Below are 19,885 nucleotides of genomic sequence, written 5' to 3' on the forward strand. Positions count from 1 at the left end.
TTTTTGTATTATTGTATAACTTTTTAAAGTGGCACCATTTGACCGAAATAGGTGGCACGGTCTGACCGAAATACCCATATATAATTATAGAAATTAAGTTTAACACTATAAATGCAATATTTACAAAGACATGTGTTTGATAATCCATTTCATTAAAAATACCACCACATGAACACCCCTCAAAGAATGAAAAATTATTGAGAGCGATTAGATAAAAAGTAAATGACAAAAGTAATAATAATGAGAAATATAATCCCTTCAAAGCTAACTTATTAACTACGAGTAAAATAATCACTATAATTTCAATGGCAGGAAGTATATATTTAACAATTGGAGCATAATCCGTTAATAAAGAAGATTTTCTTAAATTTTCTTCAAGAAAACCTAAATCCATAAGCTTATGAATTAAAGTATAAAAATATAAAATAACCAATCCATACCTAATAGAATTAAAACTAATTTTTCTCATATAGGTATAAAGTCTTATTCGTTAATAGATATATTTTATTTTCCAGTATTTTAATTTCTTTTGGTGTTTCTCCAGTTAAAAATTTAAACTTATAGCTTTTTACATATTTATCTGTACCCAAATCATAAATATCTATATAATAGTCGCCCTCTTCTAAAAGACCTGTATTATTAGTTAAAACATACAGATGATTTTTATATAGATCGGCATGTATATTAGGATATATATTGTTAGGGTTAATAACAGGGCCTCTACCTGAAATCTCATTGAATTTGAATTCTGGATTTACAATATTTAAATTCATACTTCGAATAAATGTGAAATTACTATCGAATATTAATACTACATTTTGTGCATAAGAGGTAATTGTTATGTAATTTTCATCAGAACTAACAATTCCGTCGAGTAATATTGCAGCGTAACTTAATTGATTAGAATAGTTAAAGGGAATAGGTTTTGTAATTCTATCTTGTAAATTACTTTTAAAATACTGAGGATTAATAGTTGAATCCCACGTTGTAGTAAATACTCCTTCTTTTCTAAAATTTATTCTTTGTATAGCATGATTAGTCGAGTATTTTTCGATAATTTTATTTTTCGAAATTATAAATATATTCTTTGAATCTAAGATATTTACAAAATATAAAACATCATCTCCATTCTGTTTAAAGAATTGATAATCAGCTAATGAAATATTTTTATCTACTATTTCTTTTAAATTTATTAGGCTTTTAAATTTGTTATGCTTCATGTCAAGTTTAAAAATTACACCTCTATTATCTCCTTCCCAACTTGTCACAAAAATATCGTCATTGTAAATTTTTAAAAGCGAGTAAGTATTATCTAATTGTGTTTTACTACTAATTGTAGGAGTGTTTTCAAAAGATCGTTCACCAATAAACTTTATTTTTTGTTTTTCTTTGGTTGACATTAATAGCAATAAAAGTATAAATGATAAAGAACAAAATAATAGAAGTAAAATGTTAAGTATTTTTTTTTTCATGAGTATGAGAATAGTAAGGAGGCTTTAGTAAGCCTCCTTCTTTAATTGATTAATTTAATGATCAAGAATGTTTCTGACTAACTGCGACACAACAAGTACGTGCTCCACCCTGACATGTTGGAGCATTAGAATCCATAGTGCTAGTGTCATTATCATCGTTACAAGCTTCTAAACGATTATGATTTAAAGCATCACTGAAGCTAAATAAACCAATGGATAAAAACAGCCCTGTAAGTAAAATTATTTTTCTCATATTAATGATTGTTTTGGTTAATGAAGTCTAATTTATGATGTTTTTTTTAGTGATAAAAGCAGTGTTCTTTGTATTGTTTTAATTAATCGTTAGTTGGTTTGAAGGTTTAATGAAAAAATGAACTGCATAAAAAATTTTAGCAAATTGTTCGCTTATTATTAGTCTATGTTGGACTTCCTAATTTAGCTTGAGTATTATGCTGCTTTTGTTTTTTTATCCGTGGACTTATGGATAGAAAAAATTAAGCTTTGATTATAGGGAAACATCTAATACTAAAAACAAAGTTGTAATTTTGTTCTTCACCAAAGAAGAGTAGTAAGGCTTATGTTACTAGAACAAATCAAAGATCCTTCCGATATCAGACAGCTAAGTTTGCCACAATTGGAAGAATTGGCGGCTCAAATCCGACGATTTATCATTGATATAGTTGCAACTAAGGAAGGTCATTTAGGAGCGAGCTTGGGCGTTGTCGAATTGACAATTGCCTTGCATTATGTTTTTGATACCCCGAATGATTTACTAGTTTGGGATGTTGGACACCAAGCCTACGGGCATAAGTTGCTAACAGGGCGCCAGGATGTGTTTCATACCAATCGACAAAAAGGGGGAATTAGCGGTTTTCCCAATAGAGAGGAAAGTGAATACGACGTTTTTGGCGTTGGGCATTCTTCTACTTCTATTTCTGCTGTTTTAGGAATGGCTATTGCCTCTAAGCTAAAAGGACAACCGAATAAACAACATATAGCTGTGATTGGCGATGCTTCTATCGCCGCCGGAATGGCTTTTGAAGGATTGAATCACGCAGGAGTTAGCGATGCTAATATGTTAGTGGTTTTAAATGATAATGCCATTGGAATCGATCCCAGTGTTGGGGCGTTAAAAGATTATTTAACGGCTGTAAAAGAAGGAAAAAATCACAAGCGAAACAACATGATTAAATCCTTGCATTTTGATTATCGCGGTCCGATAGATGGACACGATTTAAAACAATTGATCAAGGAGTTAACCAAATTGAAAAAGCACAAAGGGCCTAAGTTTTTACACGTCATTACCACGAAAGGTAAGGGATTGAAACAAGCGGAAGAGAATCAGGTGAAATATCATGCGCCAGGTAAGTTTGACAGTGCAACAGGTGAATTGATTTCCAAAGAAGAAAGTGCTTATCCTGCAAAATACCAAGATGTCTTTGGACATACTTTGGTTGAATTAGCCGAACAAAATCCCTTGATTGTTGGGATTACACCTGCCATGCCTACGGGGAGTTCAATGAAGTATATGATGGAAGCTTTTCCTGAGCGTGCTTTGGATGTAGGCATTGCCGAACAACATGCTGTTACTTTAGCGGCAGGTATGGCTACCCAAGGGTTAATCCCTTATTGCGCCATTTATTCTACATTTTTACAACGCGCTTATGATCAGTTAATTCACGATGTCGCTCTACAAAAGTTACCCGTAGTTTTTTGTTTGGATCGCGCGGGATTAGTTGGAGAGGATGGAGCAACGCATCAAGGTGTATTTGATTTGGCCTACCTCAATTGCATTCCCAATATGGTGATTGCAGCTCCATTGGATGAAATTGAATTGCGAAATCTATTATATACTGTTCAAATGGGGATTGACATGCCTTGGGCTATTCGCTATCCTAGAGGAAAGGGAGTGAAGCAAACCGATTGGCGTGTGGATTTTGAAAAAGTTAACGTATCAATAACTAAAAACTTAAGAAAAGGCGATAAATTTGCGATAATTTCCACTGGAGTTATTGGGAATAACGTTATAGCAGCTTTTGAGCAATGTGAAACGGATGCTTGGACACACGAACATTTTCTGTTCGTTAAGCCATTGAATGAGCAGCGATTACATGAGATTTGCAGCACGCATGAGCATATTGTTACCATTGAAGATGGCGCTGTAAAAGGAGGTTTTGGAAGTAGTATAGCACAATTTGTATCACAGCATTACCCTAAACGCTCTGTAGAAAACTTAGGGGTTCCCGATGTTTTTATTGAGCATGGTACCGTAAGGGAACAACAGCAAATTTGTGGTATAGATATAGATTCAATTGTAAAATTAATTAGAGATAAGTTTTGAATAATTTAGGAAAGATTGCTTTTTTTTCTTTAGTAATAGGTTTTCATGGAGGAACAAGTTGGGCACAAGAAGGATCAACTGCTGTGGCAACTCCACAACCTAAACCCGAAACACCTGTTGTTCAGGATACGGTAAAAGTACAAGAAAACCCATTCAACCCATTGATGAATTTTTTGCCGCGTAAAAATTATGCGGAAGAAGATTTATTAATGAGTTATATGAACCTTGGAAGTAGAGAGGATTTGGCTTTTTTTAAACCCGAAGTTTTCGTTGAACGAAGTAAACCAAAGTACAGCGCGATAAAAACAAAATTTAATCCGCAAATTGAGCTATCCGCTATCCCTGTGAACAATGAGATTATTGGATACTGGGAGAAGAAAAATAAAGTGGGGTTGGATTTTAACCAAATTGCTTTTGTCAATTGGAGTGCTGGGGGAGATAATTCTATTTCAGGTCTGTTGAAAGGAGATTTTAGTAGAAAGTACATCAAAGGTCGTATGATTTGGGATAATACGTTAAACGTGCGCTATGGGGTAAATAAACAGTCTGATCGAGAGTTGCGTAAAACCGATGATGTCTTAGAACTCAATTCAACCTTTGGGTATAAATCATCTGCTGCTTCGGATTGGTACTATGTGTCAAAGTTGAATTTTAAAACCCAGTTTACCGATGGATTTAATTATCCCAATACGGATGATCCTGTATCAAAATGGTTAGCACCTGCTTACCTATATGTCGGGGTCGGGGGTGAATATATGGATTCCAAAACTGGGATAAAGTACTATATTTCACCACTTACGTATAAGGCGACCTTTGTCAATGATCAAACGTTGGCAGATCAAGGTGCTTTTGGTGTAGATCCCGCTATTAAAGATGAGAATGGTACTATACTTAGACATGGTAAACGCTCCAAGGCAGAGGTAGGTCTGTTGGTGAGTACCGAATGGAAAAAAGAAATTTTCACCAATATATTTATTGATACAAAATTGACGTTATATAGTGATTATATCGATCAATTTGGTAATATTGATGTGATGTGGGATTTGAAGCTGGATCTGAAAGTAAACGACTTTGTTCGCGCCAATGTTGGGATAAATTTGATTTACGATGACAATGTGAAAAATAAAGTTGAACGCGGAGGAGTCCAAGTGATTGAAGGGCCAAAAGTTCAATTTAAACAAACGTTAGGAGTAGGCTTAGTCTATTCGTTTTAATTTAATAAATTAGCGCTATGAAGCATATCTATTTTCTTTGTTTTTTCTGTTTATGCAGTTCTTTTTCTTTTGCACAAGAAGAAGTATTGGATGAATTAACACGTAAACAAGATAGCATAGCGGCTTTAGATTTTAAATACAGAGAAGATCAGTTTTACTTTGGAATTTCTCATACACTAATGCAAGCTAAACCCGCTGATTTTAAGGGGAATTCAGTTTCTTTGGGGATAGATATTGGTTTTCTACGTGATTTTCCCATTAATAAAAGTAGAACCATTGCCCTTGCGCCTGGTTTTGGTTTTTCCTATCAAAATTTGCGCAATAATTTTGGGCTAACAGAAGAAGGAGACTATACGTTATTATCACCGTATAAAAGAAATAGCCTTTCCCTTCATATGTTGGATTTTCCACTGGAGTTAAGATGGCGAAATTCAACCCCAGCAAGTCATAAGTTTTGGCGTGCTTATTTAGGAATTAAAGCGAGTTATGTTATGGGGAGTCGATTGAAAACATCAACAGATGAATATTCGACAACACTACGTGGCGATGCTAACATTAACAAATGGCTGTTTGGAATGTACGTAGGTGCTGGATTTAATACGTGGAATTTCTACGCCTATTACGGGTTGAATCCAATTTATAAAGAAGCTCCAATTAAAGGAGATAGCGAGAAGTTGCGCTTGTTTAAAGTTGGCGTAATATTTTATATTTTATAAACGAAGAGCTGTAAAAGCTCTTTTTTTATGGAGTTAAGAGTACCCAACAAACAAGTTGAGGGACAGCGCCAATAAGTCCTCCTAAAAGAACCTCATAGGAGGTATGAGCTCGTAAATACAAACGAGCGCTTGCTGTTAATCCTGTGATCAGGATGCAGACGATTAGAAGAATTAAGGCGGGTGTTTTTTGGTGAATGAGCAAGAGCGTAAAAAACGTTAAGCCAGCTGTCAACAAGGCTGTGTGTACGCTGTATTTCTGTCTGAATATAGCGCCTAATAGTAAAAGAGAATAAGTGACAATTAGCCCCCAAAAATAATGTTTTAATTCATACGCACTGTTGTTGTATAAAACAAGCGATTTAAGCGTATATAGTAGAGCGATATTAATAGCGAATGGGAAAATCCGCTCTCTAGTATCACTGACCATGACACTTGACTTTAGGATACGTAAGGAACGCATCAAATAGTAAATGGAAATGGGAATAAAGAAAGTGACGATAGCAACTTGACTGAGAATAATGGATAGTTCTATTGGAGTAAAGTAGTAATACTCAATAAGAAAATACAACCCAACCGTCTGTAAAGGCAATAAAATGGGATGAAAAAGATAGGAAACAAGTTGAGCTAATTTTTTCATAATTGCCGACCTATTTTTTAAAGGTATCGTCTGTCTTTCAGTTTATTAAATTCTCTTTCTCATACGAGCAACGGGAATATCTAGTTGTTCGCGGTATTTGGCAATCGTTCGCCTTGCAATACGATATCCTTTTTCTTTAAGTATTTCGACTATTTTATCATCTGGATAAGGTCTTTTCTTGTCTTCTTCTAAGATGATGGTCTCCAATATTTTTTTGATTTCAATCGTTGATACTTCTTCTCCTTGGTCGTTCATCATGGCTTCTGAAAAGAAATTCTTGATCAATTTCGTTCCATAAGGTGTTTCCACGTATTTGCTGTTGGCAACACGAGAAATGGTAGAAATATCCAGTCCAACTAAATCGGCAATATCTTTAAGAATCATCGGTTTAAGTTTGGTTTCATCCCCTGTTAAGAAGTATTCCTCTTGGTAGTGTACAATAGCGCTCATCGTTACATATAGCGTTTCTTGACGCTGTTTGATGGCATCGATGAACCATTTAGCCCCATCTAACTTTTGTTTAATAAACTGTACGGCATCTTTTTGAGAAGCACTAGCTTGCGTAGAGTCTTTATACGTTTGCAACATCTCTTGGTAATCGCGAGAGATGTGTAGTTCAGGTGCATTTCGGTTGTTTAAGGTCAATTCGATTTCGCCATCGACGATTTTGATCGTAAAATCGGGAATTACTTGTTCAATAAAGCGATTCGATCCAGTAAAAGCTCCTCCAGGTTTGGGGTTGAGTTTTTCAATTTCGTCAATCGCTTTTCGCAATTGATCTTTGGTAATATTGTAGCGTGATAATAGCTTGTCATAATGCTTTTTCGTAAAGGCATCGAATTGATTTTCAATGATGTCTTTGGCTACGGTAATGGCATCAGTAGGTGTTTTGTGTTTGAGTTGAAGCAACAAACATTCTTGTAGGCTACGTGCACCTACGCCAATGGGTTCTAGTTCGTGTACAAGAGCCAAAATTTGTTCTACTGTTTCTACATCAGTATAAACACCTTGGGTGAAAGCGAGATCATCGACAATATCCTGAACCTCCCTGCGGAGATACCCCATTTCGTCTACACTTCCTACTAAAAACTCCGCAATAGTGCGTGCTTCCTCAGAAAGAATAAAGGTGTTTAATTGATTGATAAGGTTTTGGTGAAAAGACTCTGTAGCGATAATTGGCGCTTCATAATCATCGTCATCCGAACTGTAATTGTTGGCTTGTAATTTATAATCGGGAATTTCATCATCACTTAAATAGTCATCAATATTGATGTCTTCTGCGTCGATGCGCTCGCTATCAAAGTCGTCAAACTCATTGTCCACGCTATCAAAATCGTCAGTAGATTCTTCTTTGCCTGTTTCTAAAGCAGGATTTTCAATGAGCTCTTCTTTTAGCCTTTGTTCGAAGGCTAAAGTAGGCAATTGAATGAGCTTCATCAACTGGATTTGCTGAGGAGATAGTTTTTGGGATAATTTAAGTTGTAAACTTTGTTTTAGCATGCTAAATAAAATTAACGAAATAGAAAATGTTTACTTTTAATCGATGTTCTTCCTAATTTACAGAAAAATACGATAAAAAGTAAACATTTATAGGGTTTCTTTTTATGAATAATTAAAACGCTGCATTTTGAGGAGTTCTAGGGAATGGAATTACATCTCTGATGTTCGTCATTCCTGTTACGAATAGTACTAGACGCTCAAATCCAAGTCCAAATCCACTGTGTGGAGCTGTACCGAATTTACGCGTATCAAGGTACCACCATAGTTCTTCCTTATCGATGCCCATTTTTTCGATTTTGTCCAATAAAACGTCATAGCGTTCTTCTCTTTCAGAACCACCGACAATTTCTCCAATACCAGGGAATAAGATATCCATGGCGCGAACGGTTTTTCCATCTTCATTCATACGCATGTAAAATGCTTTGATATCTGCTGGATAATCAAATAAAATTACGGGGCATTTGAAGTGTTTTTCCACTAAATAACGCTCGTGCTCACTTTGCAAATCAGCACCCCATTCTTCAATAATATAATTGAATTTCTTATTTTTATTTGGTTTAGAAGCTTTTAAAATATCAATAGCTTCAGTATAGCTTACGCGTTTAAAATTGTTTTCTGTGATAAAACGAAGTTTTTCAAGTAAAGCCATTTCGCTGCGTTCTGCTTGTGGTTTACTCTTTTCTTCTTCTAGCAAACGACTTTCTAAGAAAGCTAAATCATCGTGACATTTTTCTAGCGTATAGTTGATTACATATTTGATGAAATCTTCTGCTAGATCCATGTTATCCGCCAATTTATTGAAGGCAACCTCAGGCTCAATCATCCAGAATTCAGCTAAGTGACGTGATGTATTTGAGTTCTCTGCACGGAAAGTCGGTCCAAAGGTGTAAACCGAACCTAAAGCCATAGCATAGGTTTCTGCTTCTAACTGTCCAGAAACAGTTAGGTTTGTTGCTTTTCCAAAGAAATCCTCTGAGAAATCAACGGTTCCGTCTTCTGTTTTAGGAAGTTTATTTAGATTGAAATTTGTTACTTTAAACATTTCTCCAGCCCCTTCTGCATCCGAACCTGTGATGATTGGCGCATTGAAGTAGAAGAAACCATTGTCTTGGAAATATTTGTGTACAGCGTACGATAGCGTACTTCTTACACGCATAATAGCACCAAAAATATTTGTTCTAATTCGCAAGTGCGCATTTTCACGTAAAAACTCTAAAGAGTGTTTTTTCGGTTGAATTGGATATTCCTCTGGATTCGATTCACCATAAACTTTTAAGTTTTCAACTTGGATTTCTACATTTTGTCCAGCTCCTCTACTTTCAACTAAGGTACCTCTTACAGAAATAGCTGCTCCTGTGTGAATCTTTTTAAGTAATTCAGCAGGAAACTTATCTAAGTCAACAACACATTGGATGTTATTGATTGTCGATCCGTCATTTAAAGCAATAAATTGGTTATTTCTAAATGTTTTTACCCAGCCTTTTGCTTTTACTTCATGCAAAAGTGCCTTTCCGGTAAGCAGATCGATAATTTTGGTGTGTTTCATTTTTGAATATATTTTTGTTACCTGGTAAATCAAATCGACGAATTGAAATACGAACAAATGTACTAAAAAAACAATAGATATTGGTGTAAATAAACGGGTTATTAATCAAACATTCCGTATAAAAACCTGCTTTTTACCTAGAATTGAATTTAGGTGTATTTGAAAAGTATAGGAGGTTGTTCAAAATGTTTGAAGAGTAAATAAAATAAAAAACCCGCTACTGCGGGCTTTCCTTATACTTTAAGAATTTCTTCTTCTTTTCTTACTAAGATTTCATCAATCTTTTTCACAAAAGCATCTGTTAACTTTTGTACTTGCTCTTCAGCTTCTTTACAAACGTCTTCAGAAACGCCGTTTTTTTCTTCTTTTTTGATATCGTTATTGGCGTCTTTACGCGCATTTCGAATACCAATTTTAGCGTCCTCTGTTTCTACTTTAGCTTGTTTCACTAACTCTTTACGTCTTTCTTCTGTCAACGCTGGGATATTAATGATAATGTTCTCTCCATTATTCATCGGATTCAACCCTAGATTGGCAATCATAATTGCTTTTTCAATGGGCTGTAACATGCTTTTTTCCCAAGGTGTAACAGTTAACGTACGCGCATCTGGAACGTTTACACTCGCTACTTGTGATAGGGGAGTTTGAGAACCGTAGTAATCCACAAAAACACTACCAAGCATTTGCGGTGATGCTTTTCCTGCACGAATATTTAATAACGATTTTTCTAAGTGAGCAATAGAACCGTCCATTGCCTCTTTTGCACTCGCAATAATTAAATCTATTTCTTCTGTCATAACGTTTATTAATTAAGGTTTACGGAAACAGTAGTTCCTACTGTATCATCTCCTTTGCAAACTTTTAGTAAATTATTTTCTTTGTTCATATCGAATACCACAATAGGTAATTCGTTTTCTCTACTCAAAGTAAATGCAGTGGTATCCATCACATTCAATCCTTTGGTAAGTACGTCGCTAAAGGTGATTTTTTCAAATTTAACAGCCGTGGGATCTTTTTCTGGATCTGCATTGTAAACTCCATCAACACGTGTTCCTTTTAAGATAACATCGGCATTGATTTCAACTCCGCGCAATACTGCAGCAGTATCTGTTGTGAAGTACGGGTTTCCAGTTCCTGCACCAAAAATAACAATACGCCCTTTTTCTAAGTGACGAACGGCTCTACGCTTGATGTAGGGTTCAGCAACTGCTTCGATTTTTAAAGCTGTCTGTAGACGAGTAAGCATACCTGCATCTTCCAATGCGCCTTGCAATGCCATCCCGTTGATGATTGTCGCAAGCATTCCCATATAATCGCCTTGAACGCGATCCATCCCAACACTTGCACCAGCTACTCCTCTAAAAATATTACCACCACCAATAACAATAGCTATTTCAACACCCAAATCATGTACTTTTTTTACTTCAGCTGCGTACTCAGCTAATCTCTTAGGGTCAATTCCATATTGATTCTCTCCCATTAAAGCTTCTCCACTTAATTTAAGCAGAATTCTTTTATATTTCATGGATATGATATTTTTAAAGTTTTGCAAATATAAAGATTATATACTACTATAAAATAGCTTTTGCGAATTTATCCTGATGATTTTTAAAGGTTCTTGCTGCCGCTTGGTATCCCAAGTCAAATATTTCATCCATTCGCTGCTTATTGCGCTCAAAGGTTGAATATTGTGAAATATGGTGGGATTCAATTAACCAATCACACAAAGCTGATTGGGATCGATTGTGATTAGCCGCCATCAAATCATAGGCGCGAATGGCAACCGAACGCAACGAATTCAGGTTTTTCTTTTCGAGTTGTTCGATCGGACAGACGTTGCTGCCAATTAATACATCACAGTCTTTGCGGATTAGGTCTGTAGCGAAGTTATTGAGAATTCCACCATCGCTGAACAGTTGATCGTTAATAATGTGTGGTGAAAATATAGCTGGAAACGCACTAGAGGCCAAGATGGCATCGATTACTCGCGTATTGGCATCAAAGACGTGTATTTCTCCTTTGGCAATGTCCGTTGAATTAATTAATACTTTGATCGGCAAGTCATCCAGGGTGCGATTTTCGAAAATAGAAAATAAATACTTTTCAAACGCATTTGAATCGATAAGTCCAGCCTTCTTAAACGTAAAAAAATGCCAATTTAAAATATTGACAGATTTAAAAAAATCCAAGATTTCATGAGGAGTTAAACCAAAGGCATATAAACAAGAAACAATAGAACCAGCACTTGTTCCTGCTAAGATTTTAGGATGAATGTCTTGTTCGAGTAAAAATGAAAGAACACCAGCATGAGCAATCCCTTTATAGCCTCCTCCGGACAAAGCCAAACCTATTTTAGGTGTTATCATAAATGAAAGTATTGAAAGATTTGTGATTAAAAGATTAACTTTGAATTCGAACTAATAAAATTACACAAAAATGAACAAAATAGACCTAAAAGAATTGAATAATAGTTTTACGTATGCAACGTTCCGTGCTTATGTGACAGAAGCATTGCAAAATAATCCAGAAAAATTACAGCTATCAGCAGATTATTTGCCTTATGCAGAATTAAATGAGGCGCGTTTACATCGCTTGGATAAAACGTTAAGTGTAGCATCAGAAGTAGCGTTAGTTTTGGAGAACTTAAATAAAGATTACATCTGGTTAGTTATTTCTGAAAGTTGGTGTGGGGATGCGGCTCAATCGGTGCCTATGTTGAATAAAATGGCAGCCATTACGGATAAGATAGACCTGCGCATTGTATTTCGCGATCAAAATTTAGATTTAATGGATCAATATTTGACTAATGGAGGAAGAGCTATTCCGAAGTTGCTCATCGTGGAGAAAGAAACCTTGAATGTTGTAGGCGATTGGGGACCACGTCCTGCTGATGCAGTTCAACTGGTGAATGACTACAAAGCGGAACATGGTAAGTTTGATGAAGATGGAATAATCGCACTAAATAAATGGTACACAAAAAATAAAGGTCAACAAGTACAACAGGAAGTTGCTGCCTTGATGACCGCTATTGATCAATAATAAAATTAACCCCTTACTATTGTACGATAGGTCCTACAATCGTGAGGTTTTTGGATAAAGACATCCCTGCAGGATTGCATCCCAATGCGCCTTCAGGGATAATTTGATCTAATTTCTCAAAGTATTCCACCCAAACAGGGAAAGCTTCTCCTGTATATTTCGAACGGTATGTCATCGGATAGAGGTGAAAAAATTCCTTGTTTTTATTGGCTGATTTAAAGGCGTCGTATAGTAATTCTGAACAATAGTACTTGCCATTGGCATAGAGATAATTGTCGTCATAGGGAACTCCTAGTTGTTTTAATGCAAAGGTTTTTGCAGCGGGAATTAATTTCTCGAATCGCGGTAAAAGTCGTCCCAAATACATGGTTTCAGGAGTTTTGGTTAAAAACTGATCCAGAGGAGTTAGACAAACTTCGGGCCAAGTGGCTTCGATCACTTGTAGGGATCCTTCGTGTTCAACGACCATTCCGATGTGATTAAAATTTAATCCGTTATATCCATAGGTTACTTCGTTAATCGCGTCGCATAAAGGTCCACATTTCAGGTTTTGAAAGATTAAATCTCCTTCTTTAAAGGTCGTTTTTTGGGCATAGCTCTGTGCATAATTCAGCGTACAAAGCAGTCCAAATAAAGCGATAATTTTTTTCATATTCATTTGTCGTTTGGACAAAAATAGAACTATCTCCCTAGATAAACAATGGAAAAAATAAAAGGTTTGAGTCATTGGAAAACAGTCTTTTTTTGGGTGTTAAAGTTTGTATAATGCTATTGAATGGAATGTTTTTAAATTATAAATAGTTGTATATTAGGAGGATTAACCATAAAAAACACGAATACTATGTCACAACAATTTCCATTTCCAGCATTTAAAGAAAAATATGGAAACTATATTGGCGGTACATTTGTAGCGCCTGTCAAAGGGAGATATCTCAACTCCATTACCCCAATTAACGGAACGGTATTTACGCAAGCTGCACACTCTACAGAAGAGGATTTGATCTTGGCCATTGATGCCGCAGACAAAGCCTTTGAAACGTGGAGCAAGACTTCTGCAACGGAACGCAGTAATATCTTGTTTCGCATTGCTGATCGCATGGAGCAAAATCTGGAGTATATCGCAAAAGTGGAAACCATTGACAATGGAAAAGCGTTACGCGAAACACTAAATGCCGATATTCCTTTGGCAATTGATCACTTCCGTTATTTTGCAGGTGTGATCCGTGCAGAAGAGGGGTCTGTAGTAGAGCTAGACGAGCATACGGTATCGATGATTGTTCACGAACCACTGGGTGTTGTCGCTCAAATTATTCCATGGAACTTCCCTATTTTAATGGCCGTATGGAAACTAGCACCTGCTTTGGCAGCTGGAAACTGTGTGGTACTGAAACCTGCAGAAAATACGCCAATCTCTATTCTGATCTTACTGGAACTAATCGGTGATTTATTGCCTGCAGGAGTAGTCAATGTAGTCAATGGATCAGGGGCTGAATTAGGACAAAAATTAGTAACCAATCCCAAAATTAGTAAAGCAGCTTTTACGGGATCCACGGCAACAGGACGTTTGGTTATGCAATATGCAACAGAAAATATCATTCCTGTAACCTTAGAGTTGGGTGGAAAATCGCCTAACGTATTCTTTGAGTCAATCATGGATCACGATGATGATTACCTAGATAAAGCCATTGAGGGCGCAGTATTGTTTGCCTTTAACCAAGGAGAGGTTTGTACATGTCCATCGCGTTTGTTGATTCAAGAAAGTATTTACGACAAGTTCATCGCTCGTGTGATCGAACGTGTAAAAGCGATTAAAGTCGGGAATCCACTAGATCCAACGACTATGATGGGAGCACAAGCGTCGAAAATGCAGTATGACAAGATTAGTTCATACCTTAAACTTGGAAAAGAAGAGGGTGCAGAGGTACTAGTTGGTGGAGATGTAAATCACTTAGGTGGGGACTTGGAGAATGGATATTATATCCAACCAACCTTGCTAAAAGGGCACAATAAGATGCGCGTGTTCCAAGAGGAAATTTTTGGACCTGTATTGGCTGTAACGACCTTTAAAGATGAAAAAGAAGCAATTGAAATTGCCAATGATACGCTTTATGGATTAGGAGCAGGTGTGTGGACGCGTGATGCGCATCAGCTATACCAAATTCCACGCGCGATTAAAGCGGGACGTGTTTGGGTCAATAATTACCACAATTATCCTGCTGGAGCACCATTTGGAGGTTATAAACAATCGGGTATTGGACGTGAAAATCACAAAATGATGCTGGGACATTACCGTCAAACAAAAAATATGTTGATTTCCTACAACAAGAAAAAAATGGGATTCTTCTAAAATATAAACAGGATGTCGAAAATAAGCCGCATTGACGTAACAGACAAAGCAAAAGCTTTGATTGAAGAATTACAAGCAGAACACGGAGATCTGATGTTTTATCAATCCGGAGGATGCTGTGAAGGTACACAACCGATGTGTTTTGTTAAGGGAGGCTTTTACTTAAGACGTCGCGATGTAAAAATAGGAGAGGTTTGCGGTTTTGACTTTTGGGTAGATCGCGATTTATTTGAGTACTGGAAACACGCTCATTTTACTTTAGATGTAGCAGATGGATTCGGAACAGGCGGTTTCTCTCTGGAAATTCCCAAACAAAAAACGTTTCAAATACAGTATCGTATGTTTACACCTGAAGAGCTGCCAAAGCTTGAGGAGGTAATTTTAAATGAATAAATGCTTTAACACGATGAATGTGAAGAGGCTACACGAAAGTGTAGCCTCTTGTTTTTTGTTTACAGTTAATCGTTTACGCTTCACAGTTGAACCAATTATTTTTTAATGATAAAATCGTCTATTCAGTGAATTCACTCTTCTCTCATTTATCTCACTGATTTTATATTGGTTTTGGTGTTCGATGAATCTACGCTACGATTTCCTGATCGCGCGGATTTGCAATCAGTGCCATCGGACAAAGAGTTTTGTTTCTTGCAGTACAACGGAAAAGGAATGGGTTTTGTTCGGGTCTTGTTCGAGTCATGTTCGAGTCAGCTTCGGTAAATGGGGGTTAAACCCCCGTAAATACGAAGGTTTGTCGAAGAAGACCCGAACAAGAGTAAAAGCAAACCAAATAAAAGACTGCATAACAGTTATTTGTATTGTTTGTTGATGGAAAAACAAACCCATTTGTGCTATTGCTTTCCAAATAGTGGAAAAACACAGAAGATATTCAGGTTAATTTCGTCTGATGTTGGTTTGTCGTGTATTCGTGCAGCTTGTGAATAGCAAAGAACGATTCTAAAAGAATAGTAACCAGTAAACCAGGTAAATTAGGGCAGATATTAAAAGAGGAATTTTAGGTGGCCTAAGTGGGAAGGTAGGTGCAGTAGGTGCAAATCCGCCTCATCGGAGTTTTATACAATACATAAGAGGGTGTCCTTTTGGGACACCCTCCTTGTTATTTTAGTTTACCTCAATGATTTTTTAGTCGTATAAACATCTATTGAGGGAGTTGTTCCTTCTCCTTTTTCCCATCTCCACTTTCTATTACACGGTCTTCAAATTCCTCTATACTCAATGCGTTTTTCACGTCATATTCCCCTATTTTAGTACGACGCAAGGCTGTTAGATGCCCTCCACTGTTCAATTTTTCTCCAAAGTCAAATGCAATAGATCGGATATAGGTACCCTTTGAACAAGCGATTCTAAAGTCGATCTCAGGTAATTCCACACGCGTCAGTTCAAAGTCAGAAATACTAATTGGACGGCTACTAATTTCTACTTCTTCTCCTTTGCGAGCGTGTTCGTACAATCGCTTGCCATCTTTTTTAAGGGCGGAGAAAATAGGGGGGCGTTGTAGGGTTGTACCCAGAAAACTCCCGCGGGTTTGTTCGATCATCTCCTCCGTAATATGCGCGGTTGGAAAGGTTTGATTGATTTCAGTTTCCAAATCATAGGATGGCGTAGTGGCACCCAGCTGAAAAGTACCAGTATATTCTTTTTCTTGTCCTTGTAAGTCAGTAATAGTTTTGGTGGCTTTTCCCGTACAGATTAACAATAATCCAGTAGCCAGTGGATCTAGGGTTCCAGCATGACCGACTTTGATTTTTTTTAGCCCGTATTCTTTTTTCAGTAACCATTTAATTTTGTTTACTGCTTGAAAGGATGACCAATGTAAAGGCTTGTCAATGAGTAATACTTGACCTTCTTGAAATGCTTCTGCTGAAAATTGCATGTTTAATTTTTTATGTATCCGAAGTAAACAAGTAGGAGAACTCCTGCAATGATGCGGTAGTAACCCCAGGGTTTAAATCCGTATTTTTTGATAATTCCAATGAAAAATTTAATAGCAACGATGGAAACGATAAACGCCAAAACGTTGCCTAAAAGGAATAACTTTAAGTTGTCGCTGTTTTCGAAAAGTAATTCATACCCCATTTTTCCAGATTCATATTTTTTTAAGACGATCGAATAAACGGTTACGGCAGCCATAGTTGGTACTGCTAAAAAGAAGGAGAATTCAGCGGCTACTTGACGCGATAAGCCCTGTTGCATTCCACCGATGATAGAGGCTGCGGAACGGCTTGTGCCAGGCATCATAGCTAAACACTGCCAAAATCCAATACTTACAGCTTGTTTAACTGTAATATCTTCTTCGCGTGTTGTTTTTGGGTTTTTAAAGAATTTGTCAATAAAAATTAATACAACACCTCCTACAATTAACATGATAGCGATATAGATGGTTTCTCCTAATACGGCATCAATCTTTTCGTCAAATAGTTTACCTAAAACCAAAGCGGGAATAACGGCAAAAACTAATTTTTTATAGAATGAAATACGGCTGAAATCGAAAAACTTACGCCAGTAAAGTACAACAACGGCTAAAATAGCACCAAATTGAATTGCAGTTTGAAAAAGTTTTACAAAATCATCTTCCTGAATGCCGTAGTACGAGCTCAAAAAAACCATGTGAGCGGTTGATGAAACAGGTAAATATTCAGTAAGTCCTTCTACAATAGCTAGAAGGATGGCTTGTATTAAATCCATAAAATTAATTTGTTATGATTGTTTTTTGTCTTTTTTGATAATGGAATATACGGCTACACCAATACCGATAAAAAATACAGCAGGTGCTAAGTGAATTCTTCTAAAGCTATAGATAGCTTCATTGAATTGTGTTGGATCATCATTCGAAGCCCCTCCCATAAGGATGAAACTCAAGGCTATAATAGCGAAACTCGCTAATAGCAACGTGTAGTTTTGTTTGGAAAACAAAAATTCAGAAGGGTTGTTGTCTTTTTTCATATTTAATAGAGTTCGTCTGATTTAAGGTTTAAGAATCGCTGCGTAGCGAAAAATGTACTAATTGTAGTGATAATAATTCCCGCCAAAATCAGACCCGATCCAACAATAACTAAAGGCATATAGTTTGTCGTAGGAGAAAGTTCTAAATCAGGGAATTTTTTATCGAGATAGAAAGTTAAGGCCACTAGAGCAATAACAGCTAAAATCGAGCCAATGAGACCTAAACGCATGCTATGCCAAATAAATGGACGGCGAATAAAGCGCTTTGTGGCACCAACCATCTGCATGGTTTTAATGGTAAAGCGGCTAGAAAAAATCAATAATCGCAGGGAACTGTTGATTAATAACATTGAAATAACCGTCAGTATACCTGCAATAATCAATACCCAATTCGTAATGCGTTTGATGTTGTCGTTGACTAGTTCTACGAGTTGTTTATCATAGGCTATTTCGTTAATATTCGGAGTTTTTAGTAATTCGGCCTCGATTTTCGTTAAGCTATCCGTGACTACATACTCTCCATTGATGTAAATGTCATACGAGTTTTGAAGAGGATTGTAACCTAAGAATTCAAGAAAATCCTCACCTAAATCTTCTTTTTGTGTTTCGGCGGCTTCTTCTTTAGAAACAAATTTGAATGACTTCACGTAAGGAGCTTCCCCTAATTTTTTTGAAAATTGGTCAAACTCTTTTTGTGTAGCATTGTCAGTAAAAAAAAGGTTAATCGGAATATTTTCGCGGAAATTATTCGAAATTCTCTCTGAATTAATGACAAATAAGCTCAAGGCCCCCAATAAAGAGAGAACCAAAAAAATACTTAGTATCACAGAAAAATAAGACGAAATTAGTTTTCGCTTTTGGTATTTTTCATACGTAGACGTCATAGTGCAATTTTTAAAGCTGTAAAATTATAAAACTAAAGTGTTTTTAAAAGATAATAACGATTAAACTTTTCTAATTGTTATAAATATAGTTTATTTCTTTGTATTTTGTATGGGATTGGGTAAAGAATACGTTGATGTTTTTGCTACTATTGTCTTTTATGTCTACTACATGCGCAATGGATGTGCTTTTTGAGCCCGTACTGTCAATGTTAATCAAAAAACGAATCTGGAGTAGAGGGAATTACAGAATAAAAAAATATGGAATACGCTAAAAAAAGTAAATTTATTAAACACACACTGCTTTCTTCTTTGTTTTTAGGAGGGATGTGTTACTTTTTTATTGCCGTTTTTCAACCTTTTGGCACTTATACCTATACCCATAGCAATAAATATTTACTCTTGTTACCCTATGGTTTTTTTGTCTTTTTTAGTTTTTTGTGTACGGCTGTGATTATTGGTCAATATTCAGCCAATTGGAGCTGGAAACTAGAGGTGAAAAAAGGACTTGTACTGCTTTTTTTTTGTTCTATCTTGAGCTATTTGTACAATATGCTTGTTATTAGCCATCATGCTCTTTCGTTCAAAGGGTGGTTGGAAATGTTGGTGTATACCTTGCTAATTGGTCTGCCTATTTGTGTTCTACACAGCTTGCTTTATTATGTGTGGTATCGTGAGTACTCAATGCTAAATCAGGAACCCTACAATCGCAATGTAGAGGCATGGCGAGCAAAAGAAGTAGAAGAGAAGGAAATAGAGGAAATGAAGGATGGAGTTGTATCAATCAAAACCGATATTTTACAAGAGACATTTACTTTAAAGGAGAGTGATTTTATCTATGCTCAATCTGAGGGGAATTATTGCACGGTTTGCTATTTGGTCGAAGGACAACTACACCAACAATTGATGCGCTTGCCATTAAAAAAACTAAAGGAACAACTGAGCTGCGTTTCAATTCAATACTGTCATCGTTCCTATTTGATTAATACCATATATCTTCAAGAGGTAAAGGGAAATGCGCAAGGAGGAAAGGCTCGTCTTATTTACATCGAACAACCACTTCCTGTTTCTAGAACGTACATCCAAGAATTAAAAGCAAACAGAACGTTTGTAAGCTAGTTTTTTTCGGTATTTAGCAATATTTGCTTTTTTTGAAAGAAGATTGCATTTGTGTTTGCTGTTTATCCCAAAGGGTTGTTGTTCATCCCATTTTTTTATTTGTTGCTGTTTT

At 36.3% G+C, this 19,885-nt stretch carries 21 protein-coding genes; 7 read left to right on the forward strand and 14 right to left on the reverse strand.

Features of this window, described 5'->3' with window-relative positions; genetic code table 11:
- The 3 genes from ACPDHL_RS08780 to ACPDHL_RS08790 all read right to left on the reverse strand — a co-directional run.
- Positions 1-469: MauE/DoxX family redox-associated membrane protein (locus ACPDHL_RS08780; RefSeq protein WP_430532396.1), on the reverse strand; the 469-nt coding region annotated here is incomplete at its 3' end.
- On the reverse strand, positions 456-1,400 hold the full coding sequence (locus ACPDHL_RS08785) for a hypothetical protein (protein ID WP_430532397.1): 945 nt from the start codon (positions 1,398-1,400) through the stop codon (positions 456-458). The genes ACPDHL_RS08785 and ACPDHL_RS08780, both read right to left, overlap by 14 nt.
- 133 nt (positions 1,401-1,533) lie before the next feature.
- Positions 1,534-1,725, reverse strand: a complete 192-nt coding sequence (locus ACPDHL_RS08790) for a hypothetical protein (RefSeq protein WP_430532398.1) — start codon at positions 1,723-1,725, stop codon at positions 1,534-1,536.
- Positions 1,726-2,049: 324 nt separating this feature from the next.
- Here ACPDHL_RS08790 and ACPDHL_RS08795 point away from each other — a divergent pair, with 324 nt between their 5' ends.
- The 3 genes from ACPDHL_RS08795 to ACPDHL_RS08805 are packed head-to-tail and all read left to right on the forward strand — an operon-like array spanning position 2,050 to position 5,743.
- On the forward strand, positions 2,050-3,813 hold the full coding sequence (locus tag ACPDHL_RS08795; protein ID WP_430532399.1) for a 1-deoxy-D-xylulose-5-phosphate synthase: 1,764 nt from the start codon (positions 2,050-2,052) through the stop codon (positions 3,811-3,813).
- On the forward strand, positions 3,810-5,027 hold the full coding sequence (locus ACPDHL_RS08800) for a DUF3078 domain-containing protein (protein WP_430532400.1): 1,218 nt from the start codon (positions 3,810-3,812) through the stop codon (positions 5,025-5,027). Before ACPDHL_RS08795 ends, ACPDHL_RS08800 begins: the two co-directional genes overlap by 4 nt.
- A 17-nt stretch (positions 5,028-5,044) precedes the next feature.
- Positions 5,045-5,743, forward strand: coding sequence for a porin family protein (locus ACPDHL_RS08805; protein ID WP_430532401.1), 699 nt, complete (start codon positions 5,045-5,047; stop codon positions 5,741-5,743).
- Between the two features lie 25 nt (positions 5,744-5,768).
- On the opposite strand, the gene ACPDHL_RS08810 is transcribed toward ACPDHL_RS08805, so the two are convergent.
- The 6 genes from ACPDHL_RS08810 to ACPDHL_RS08835 form a co-directional block, all read right to left on the reverse strand.
- Positions 5,769-6,380 (reverse strand): hypothetical protein, encoded by a 612-nt coding sequence (locus ACPDHL_RS08810; protein WP_430532402.1) that lies wholly within the window; start codon positions 6,378-6,380, stop codon positions 5,769-5,771.
- Between the two features lie 45 nt (positions 6,381-6,425).
- Positions 6,426-7,880 (reverse strand): RNA polymerase factor sigma-54, encoded by a 1,455-nt coding sequence (gene rpoN, locus ACPDHL_RS08815; RefSeq protein ID WP_430532403.1) that lies wholly within the window; start codon positions 7,878-7,880, stop codon positions 6,426-6,428.
- Positions 7,881-7,992: 112 nt separating this feature from the next.
- Positions 7,993-9,426 (reverse strand): asparagine--tRNA ligase, encoded by a 1,434-nt coding sequence (gene asnS / locus ACPDHL_RS08820; RefSeq protein WP_430532404.1) that lies wholly within the window; start codon positions 9,424-9,426, stop codon positions 7,993-7,995.
- Positions 9,427-9,659: 233 nt separating this feature from the next.
- A complete protein-coding gene (frr, locus tag ACPDHL_RS08825) occupies positions 9,660-10,223 on the reverse strand; it encodes a ribosome recycling factor (RefSeq protein WP_430532405.1) in 564 nt (187 codons plus the stop codon).
- A gap of 8 nt (positions 10,224-10,231) precedes the next feature.
- Positions 10,232-10,951, reverse strand: coding sequence for a UMP kinase (gene pyrH, locus ACPDHL_RS08830; RefSeq protein WP_182625529.1), 720 nt, complete (start codon positions 10,949-10,951; stop codon positions 10,232-10,234).
- 46 nt (positions 10,952-10,997) lie between these two features.
- Positions 10,998-11,792: a patatin-like phospholipase family protein gene (locus tag ACPDHL_RS08835; RefSeq protein ID WP_430532406.1), complete on the reverse strand. Its 795-nt coding sequence runs from the start codon at positions 11,790-11,792 to the stop codon at positions 10,998-11,000.
- Positions 11,793-11,862: 70 nt separating this feature from the next.
- On the opposite strand from ACPDHL_RS08835, the gene ACPDHL_RS08840 reads away from it, so the two are divergent.
- Positions 11,863-12,465, forward strand: a complete 603-nt coding sequence (locus ACPDHL_RS08840; RefSeq protein WP_430532407.1) for a thioredoxin family protein — start codon at positions 11,863-11,865, stop codon at positions 12,463-12,465.
- Between the two features lie 16 nt (positions 12,466-12,481).
- Here ACPDHL_RS08840 and ACPDHL_RS08845 read toward each other — a convergent pair whose 3' ends face one another.
- The gene (locus tag ACPDHL_RS08845; RefSeq protein WP_430532408.1) at positions 12,482-13,117 is read right to left on the reverse strand and encodes a YiiX/YebB-like N1pC/P60 family cysteine hydrolase; all 636 of its coding nucleotides are present in this window, start codon (positions 13,115-13,117) and stop codon (positions 12,482-12,484) included.
- A 189-nt stretch (positions 13,118-13,306) separates the two neighbouring features.
- On the opposite strand from ACPDHL_RS08845, the gene ACPDHL_RS08850 reads away from it, so the two are divergent.
- Together ACPDHL_RS08850 and ACPDHL_RS08855 are read left to right on the forward strand one after the other, a co-directional pair.
- Positions 13,307-14,812 carry an aldehyde dehydrogenase family protein gene (locus ACPDHL_RS08850; RefSeq protein ID WP_430532409.1) on the forward strand — a complete coding sequence of 502 codons (1,506 nt, stop codon included), beginning with the start codon at positions 13,307-13,309 and terminating at the stop codon, positions 14,810-14,812.
- 12 nt (positions 14,813-14,824) lie between these two features.
- Complete coding sequence (locus ACPDHL_RS08855) at positions 14,825-15,205, forward strand: DUF779 domain-containing protein (RefSeq protein WP_430532410.1); 381 nt, start codon at positions 14,825-14,827, stop codon at positions 15,203-15,205.
- A gap of 763 nt (positions 15,206-15,968) precedes the next feature.
- Here the strand turns inward: ACPDHL_RS08855 and truB are convergent.
- From truB to ACPDHL_RS08875, 4 genes are read right to left on the reverse strand one after another with little or no spacing between them, the layout of a single operon-like run.
- On the reverse strand, positions 15,969-16,703 hold the full coding sequence (truB, locus tag ACPDHL_RS08860; RefSeq protein WP_430532411.1) for a tRNA pseudouridine(55) synthase TruB: 735 nt from the start codon (positions 16,701-16,703) through the stop codon (positions 15,969-15,971).
- A gap of 2 nt (positions 16,704-16,705) precedes the next feature.
- Complete coding sequence (locus tag ACPDHL_RS08865; protein WP_430532412.1) at positions 16,706-17,515, reverse strand: undecaprenyl-diphosphate phosphatase; 810 nt, start codon at positions 17,513-17,515, stop codon at positions 16,706-16,708.
- Positions 17,516-17,527: 12 nt separating this feature from the next.
- Positions 17,528-17,773, reverse strand: coding sequence for a DUF3098 domain-containing protein (locus tag ACPDHL_RS08870; RefSeq protein ID WP_430532413.1), 246 nt, complete (start codon positions 17,771-17,773; stop codon positions 17,528-17,530).
- A 2-nt stretch (positions 17,774-17,775) separates the two neighbouring features.
- Positions 17,776-18,657: a cell division protein FtsX gene (locus ACPDHL_RS08875; protein ID WP_430532414.1), complete on the reverse strand. Its 882-nt coding sequence runs from the start codon at positions 18,655-18,657 to the stop codon at positions 17,776-17,778.
- A 258-nt stretch (positions 18,658-18,915) separates the two neighbouring features.
- Between ACPDHL_RS08875 and ACPDHL_RS08880 the strand changes: the two genes are divergently transcribed.
- Positions 18,916-19,773, forward strand: a complete 858-nt coding sequence (locus ACPDHL_RS08880) for a LytTR family transcriptional regulator DNA-binding domain-containing protein (protein WP_430532415.1) — start codon at positions 18,916-18,918, stop codon at positions 19,771-19,773.
- Positions 19,774-19,885: the final 112 nt, after the last annotated feature.

The organism is Myroides sp. C15-4 (assembly GCF_050522745.1).
Taxonomy (GTDB): Bacteria; Bacteroidota; Bacteroidia; order Flavobacteriales; family Flavobacteriaceae; genus Flavobacterium.

Coding starts and splice junctions, on each gene's coding strand:
- ACPDHL_RS08785 (WP_430532397.1), bottom strand. CDS start 1,400: ATGTCAACCAAAGAAAAACAAAAAATAAAGTTTATTGGTGAACGATCT.
- ACPDHL_RS08790 (WP_430532398.1), bottom strand. CDS start 1,725: ATGAGAAAAATAATTTTACTTACAGGGCTGTTTTTATCCATTGGTTTA.
- ACPDHL_RS08795 (WP_430532399.1), top strand. CDS start 2,050: ATGTTACTAGAACAAATCAAAGATCCTTCCGATATCAGACAGCTAAGT.
- ACPDHL_RS08805 (WP_430532401.1), top strand. CDS start 5,045: ATGAAGCATATCTATTTTCTTTGTTTTTTCTGTTTATGCAGTTCTTTT.
- ACPDHL_RS08810 (WP_430532402.1), bottom strand. CDS start 6,380: ATGAAAAAATTAGCTCAACTTGTTTCCTATCTTTTTCATCCCATTTTA.
- rpoN (WP_430532403.1), bottom strand. CDS start 7,880: ATGCTAAAACAAAGTTTACAACTTAAATTATCCCAAAAACTATCTCCT.
- asnS (WP_430532404.1), bottom strand. CDS start 9,426: ATGAAACACACCAAAATTATCGATCTGCTTACCGGAAAGGCACTTTTG.
- frr (WP_430532405.1), bottom strand. CDS start 10,223: ATGACAGAAGAAATAGATTTAATTATTGCGAGTGCAAAAGAGGCAATG.
- pyrH (WP_182625529.1), bottom strand. CDS start 10,951: ATGAAATATAAAAGAATTCTGCTTAAATTAAGTGGAGAAGCTTTAATG.
- ACPDHL_RS08835 (WP_430532406.1), bottom strand. CDS start 11,792: ATGATAACACCTAAAATAGGTTTGGCTTTGTCCGGAGGAGGCTATAAA.
- ACPDHL_RS08840 (WP_430532407.1), top strand. CDS start 11,863: ATGAACAAAATAGACCTAAAAGAATTGAATAATAGTTTTACGTATGCA.
- ACPDHL_RS08845 (WP_430532408.1), bottom strand. CDS start 13,117: ATGAAAAAAATTATCGCTTTATTTGGACTGCTTTGTACGCTGAATTAT.
- ACPDHL_RS08850 (WP_430532409.1), top strand. CDS start 13,307: ATGTCACAACAATTTCCATTTCCAGCATTTAAAGAAAAATATGGAAAC.
- ACPDHL_RS08855 (WP_430532410.1), top strand. CDS start 14,825: ATGTCGAAAATAAGCCGCATTGACGTAACAGACAAAGCAAAAGCTTTG.
- truB (WP_430532411.1), bottom strand. CDS start 16,703: ATGCAATTTTCAGCAGAAGCATTTCAAGAAGGTCAAGTATTACTCATT.
- ACPDHL_RS08865 (WP_430532412.1), bottom strand. CDS start 17,515: ATGGATTTAATACAAGCCATCCTTCTAGCTATTGTAGAAGGACTTACT.
- ACPDHL_RS08870 (WP_430532413.1), bottom strand. CDS start 17,773: ATGAAAAAAGACAACAACCCTTCTGAATTTTTGTTTTCCAAACAAAAC.
- ACPDHL_RS08875 (WP_430532414.1), bottom strand. CDS start 18,657: ATGACGTCTACGTATGAAAAATACCAAAAGCGAAAACTAATTTCGTCT.
- ACPDHL_RS08880 (WP_430532415.1), top strand. CDS start 18,916: ATGGAATACGCTAAAAAAAGTAAATTTATTAAACACACACTGCTTTCT.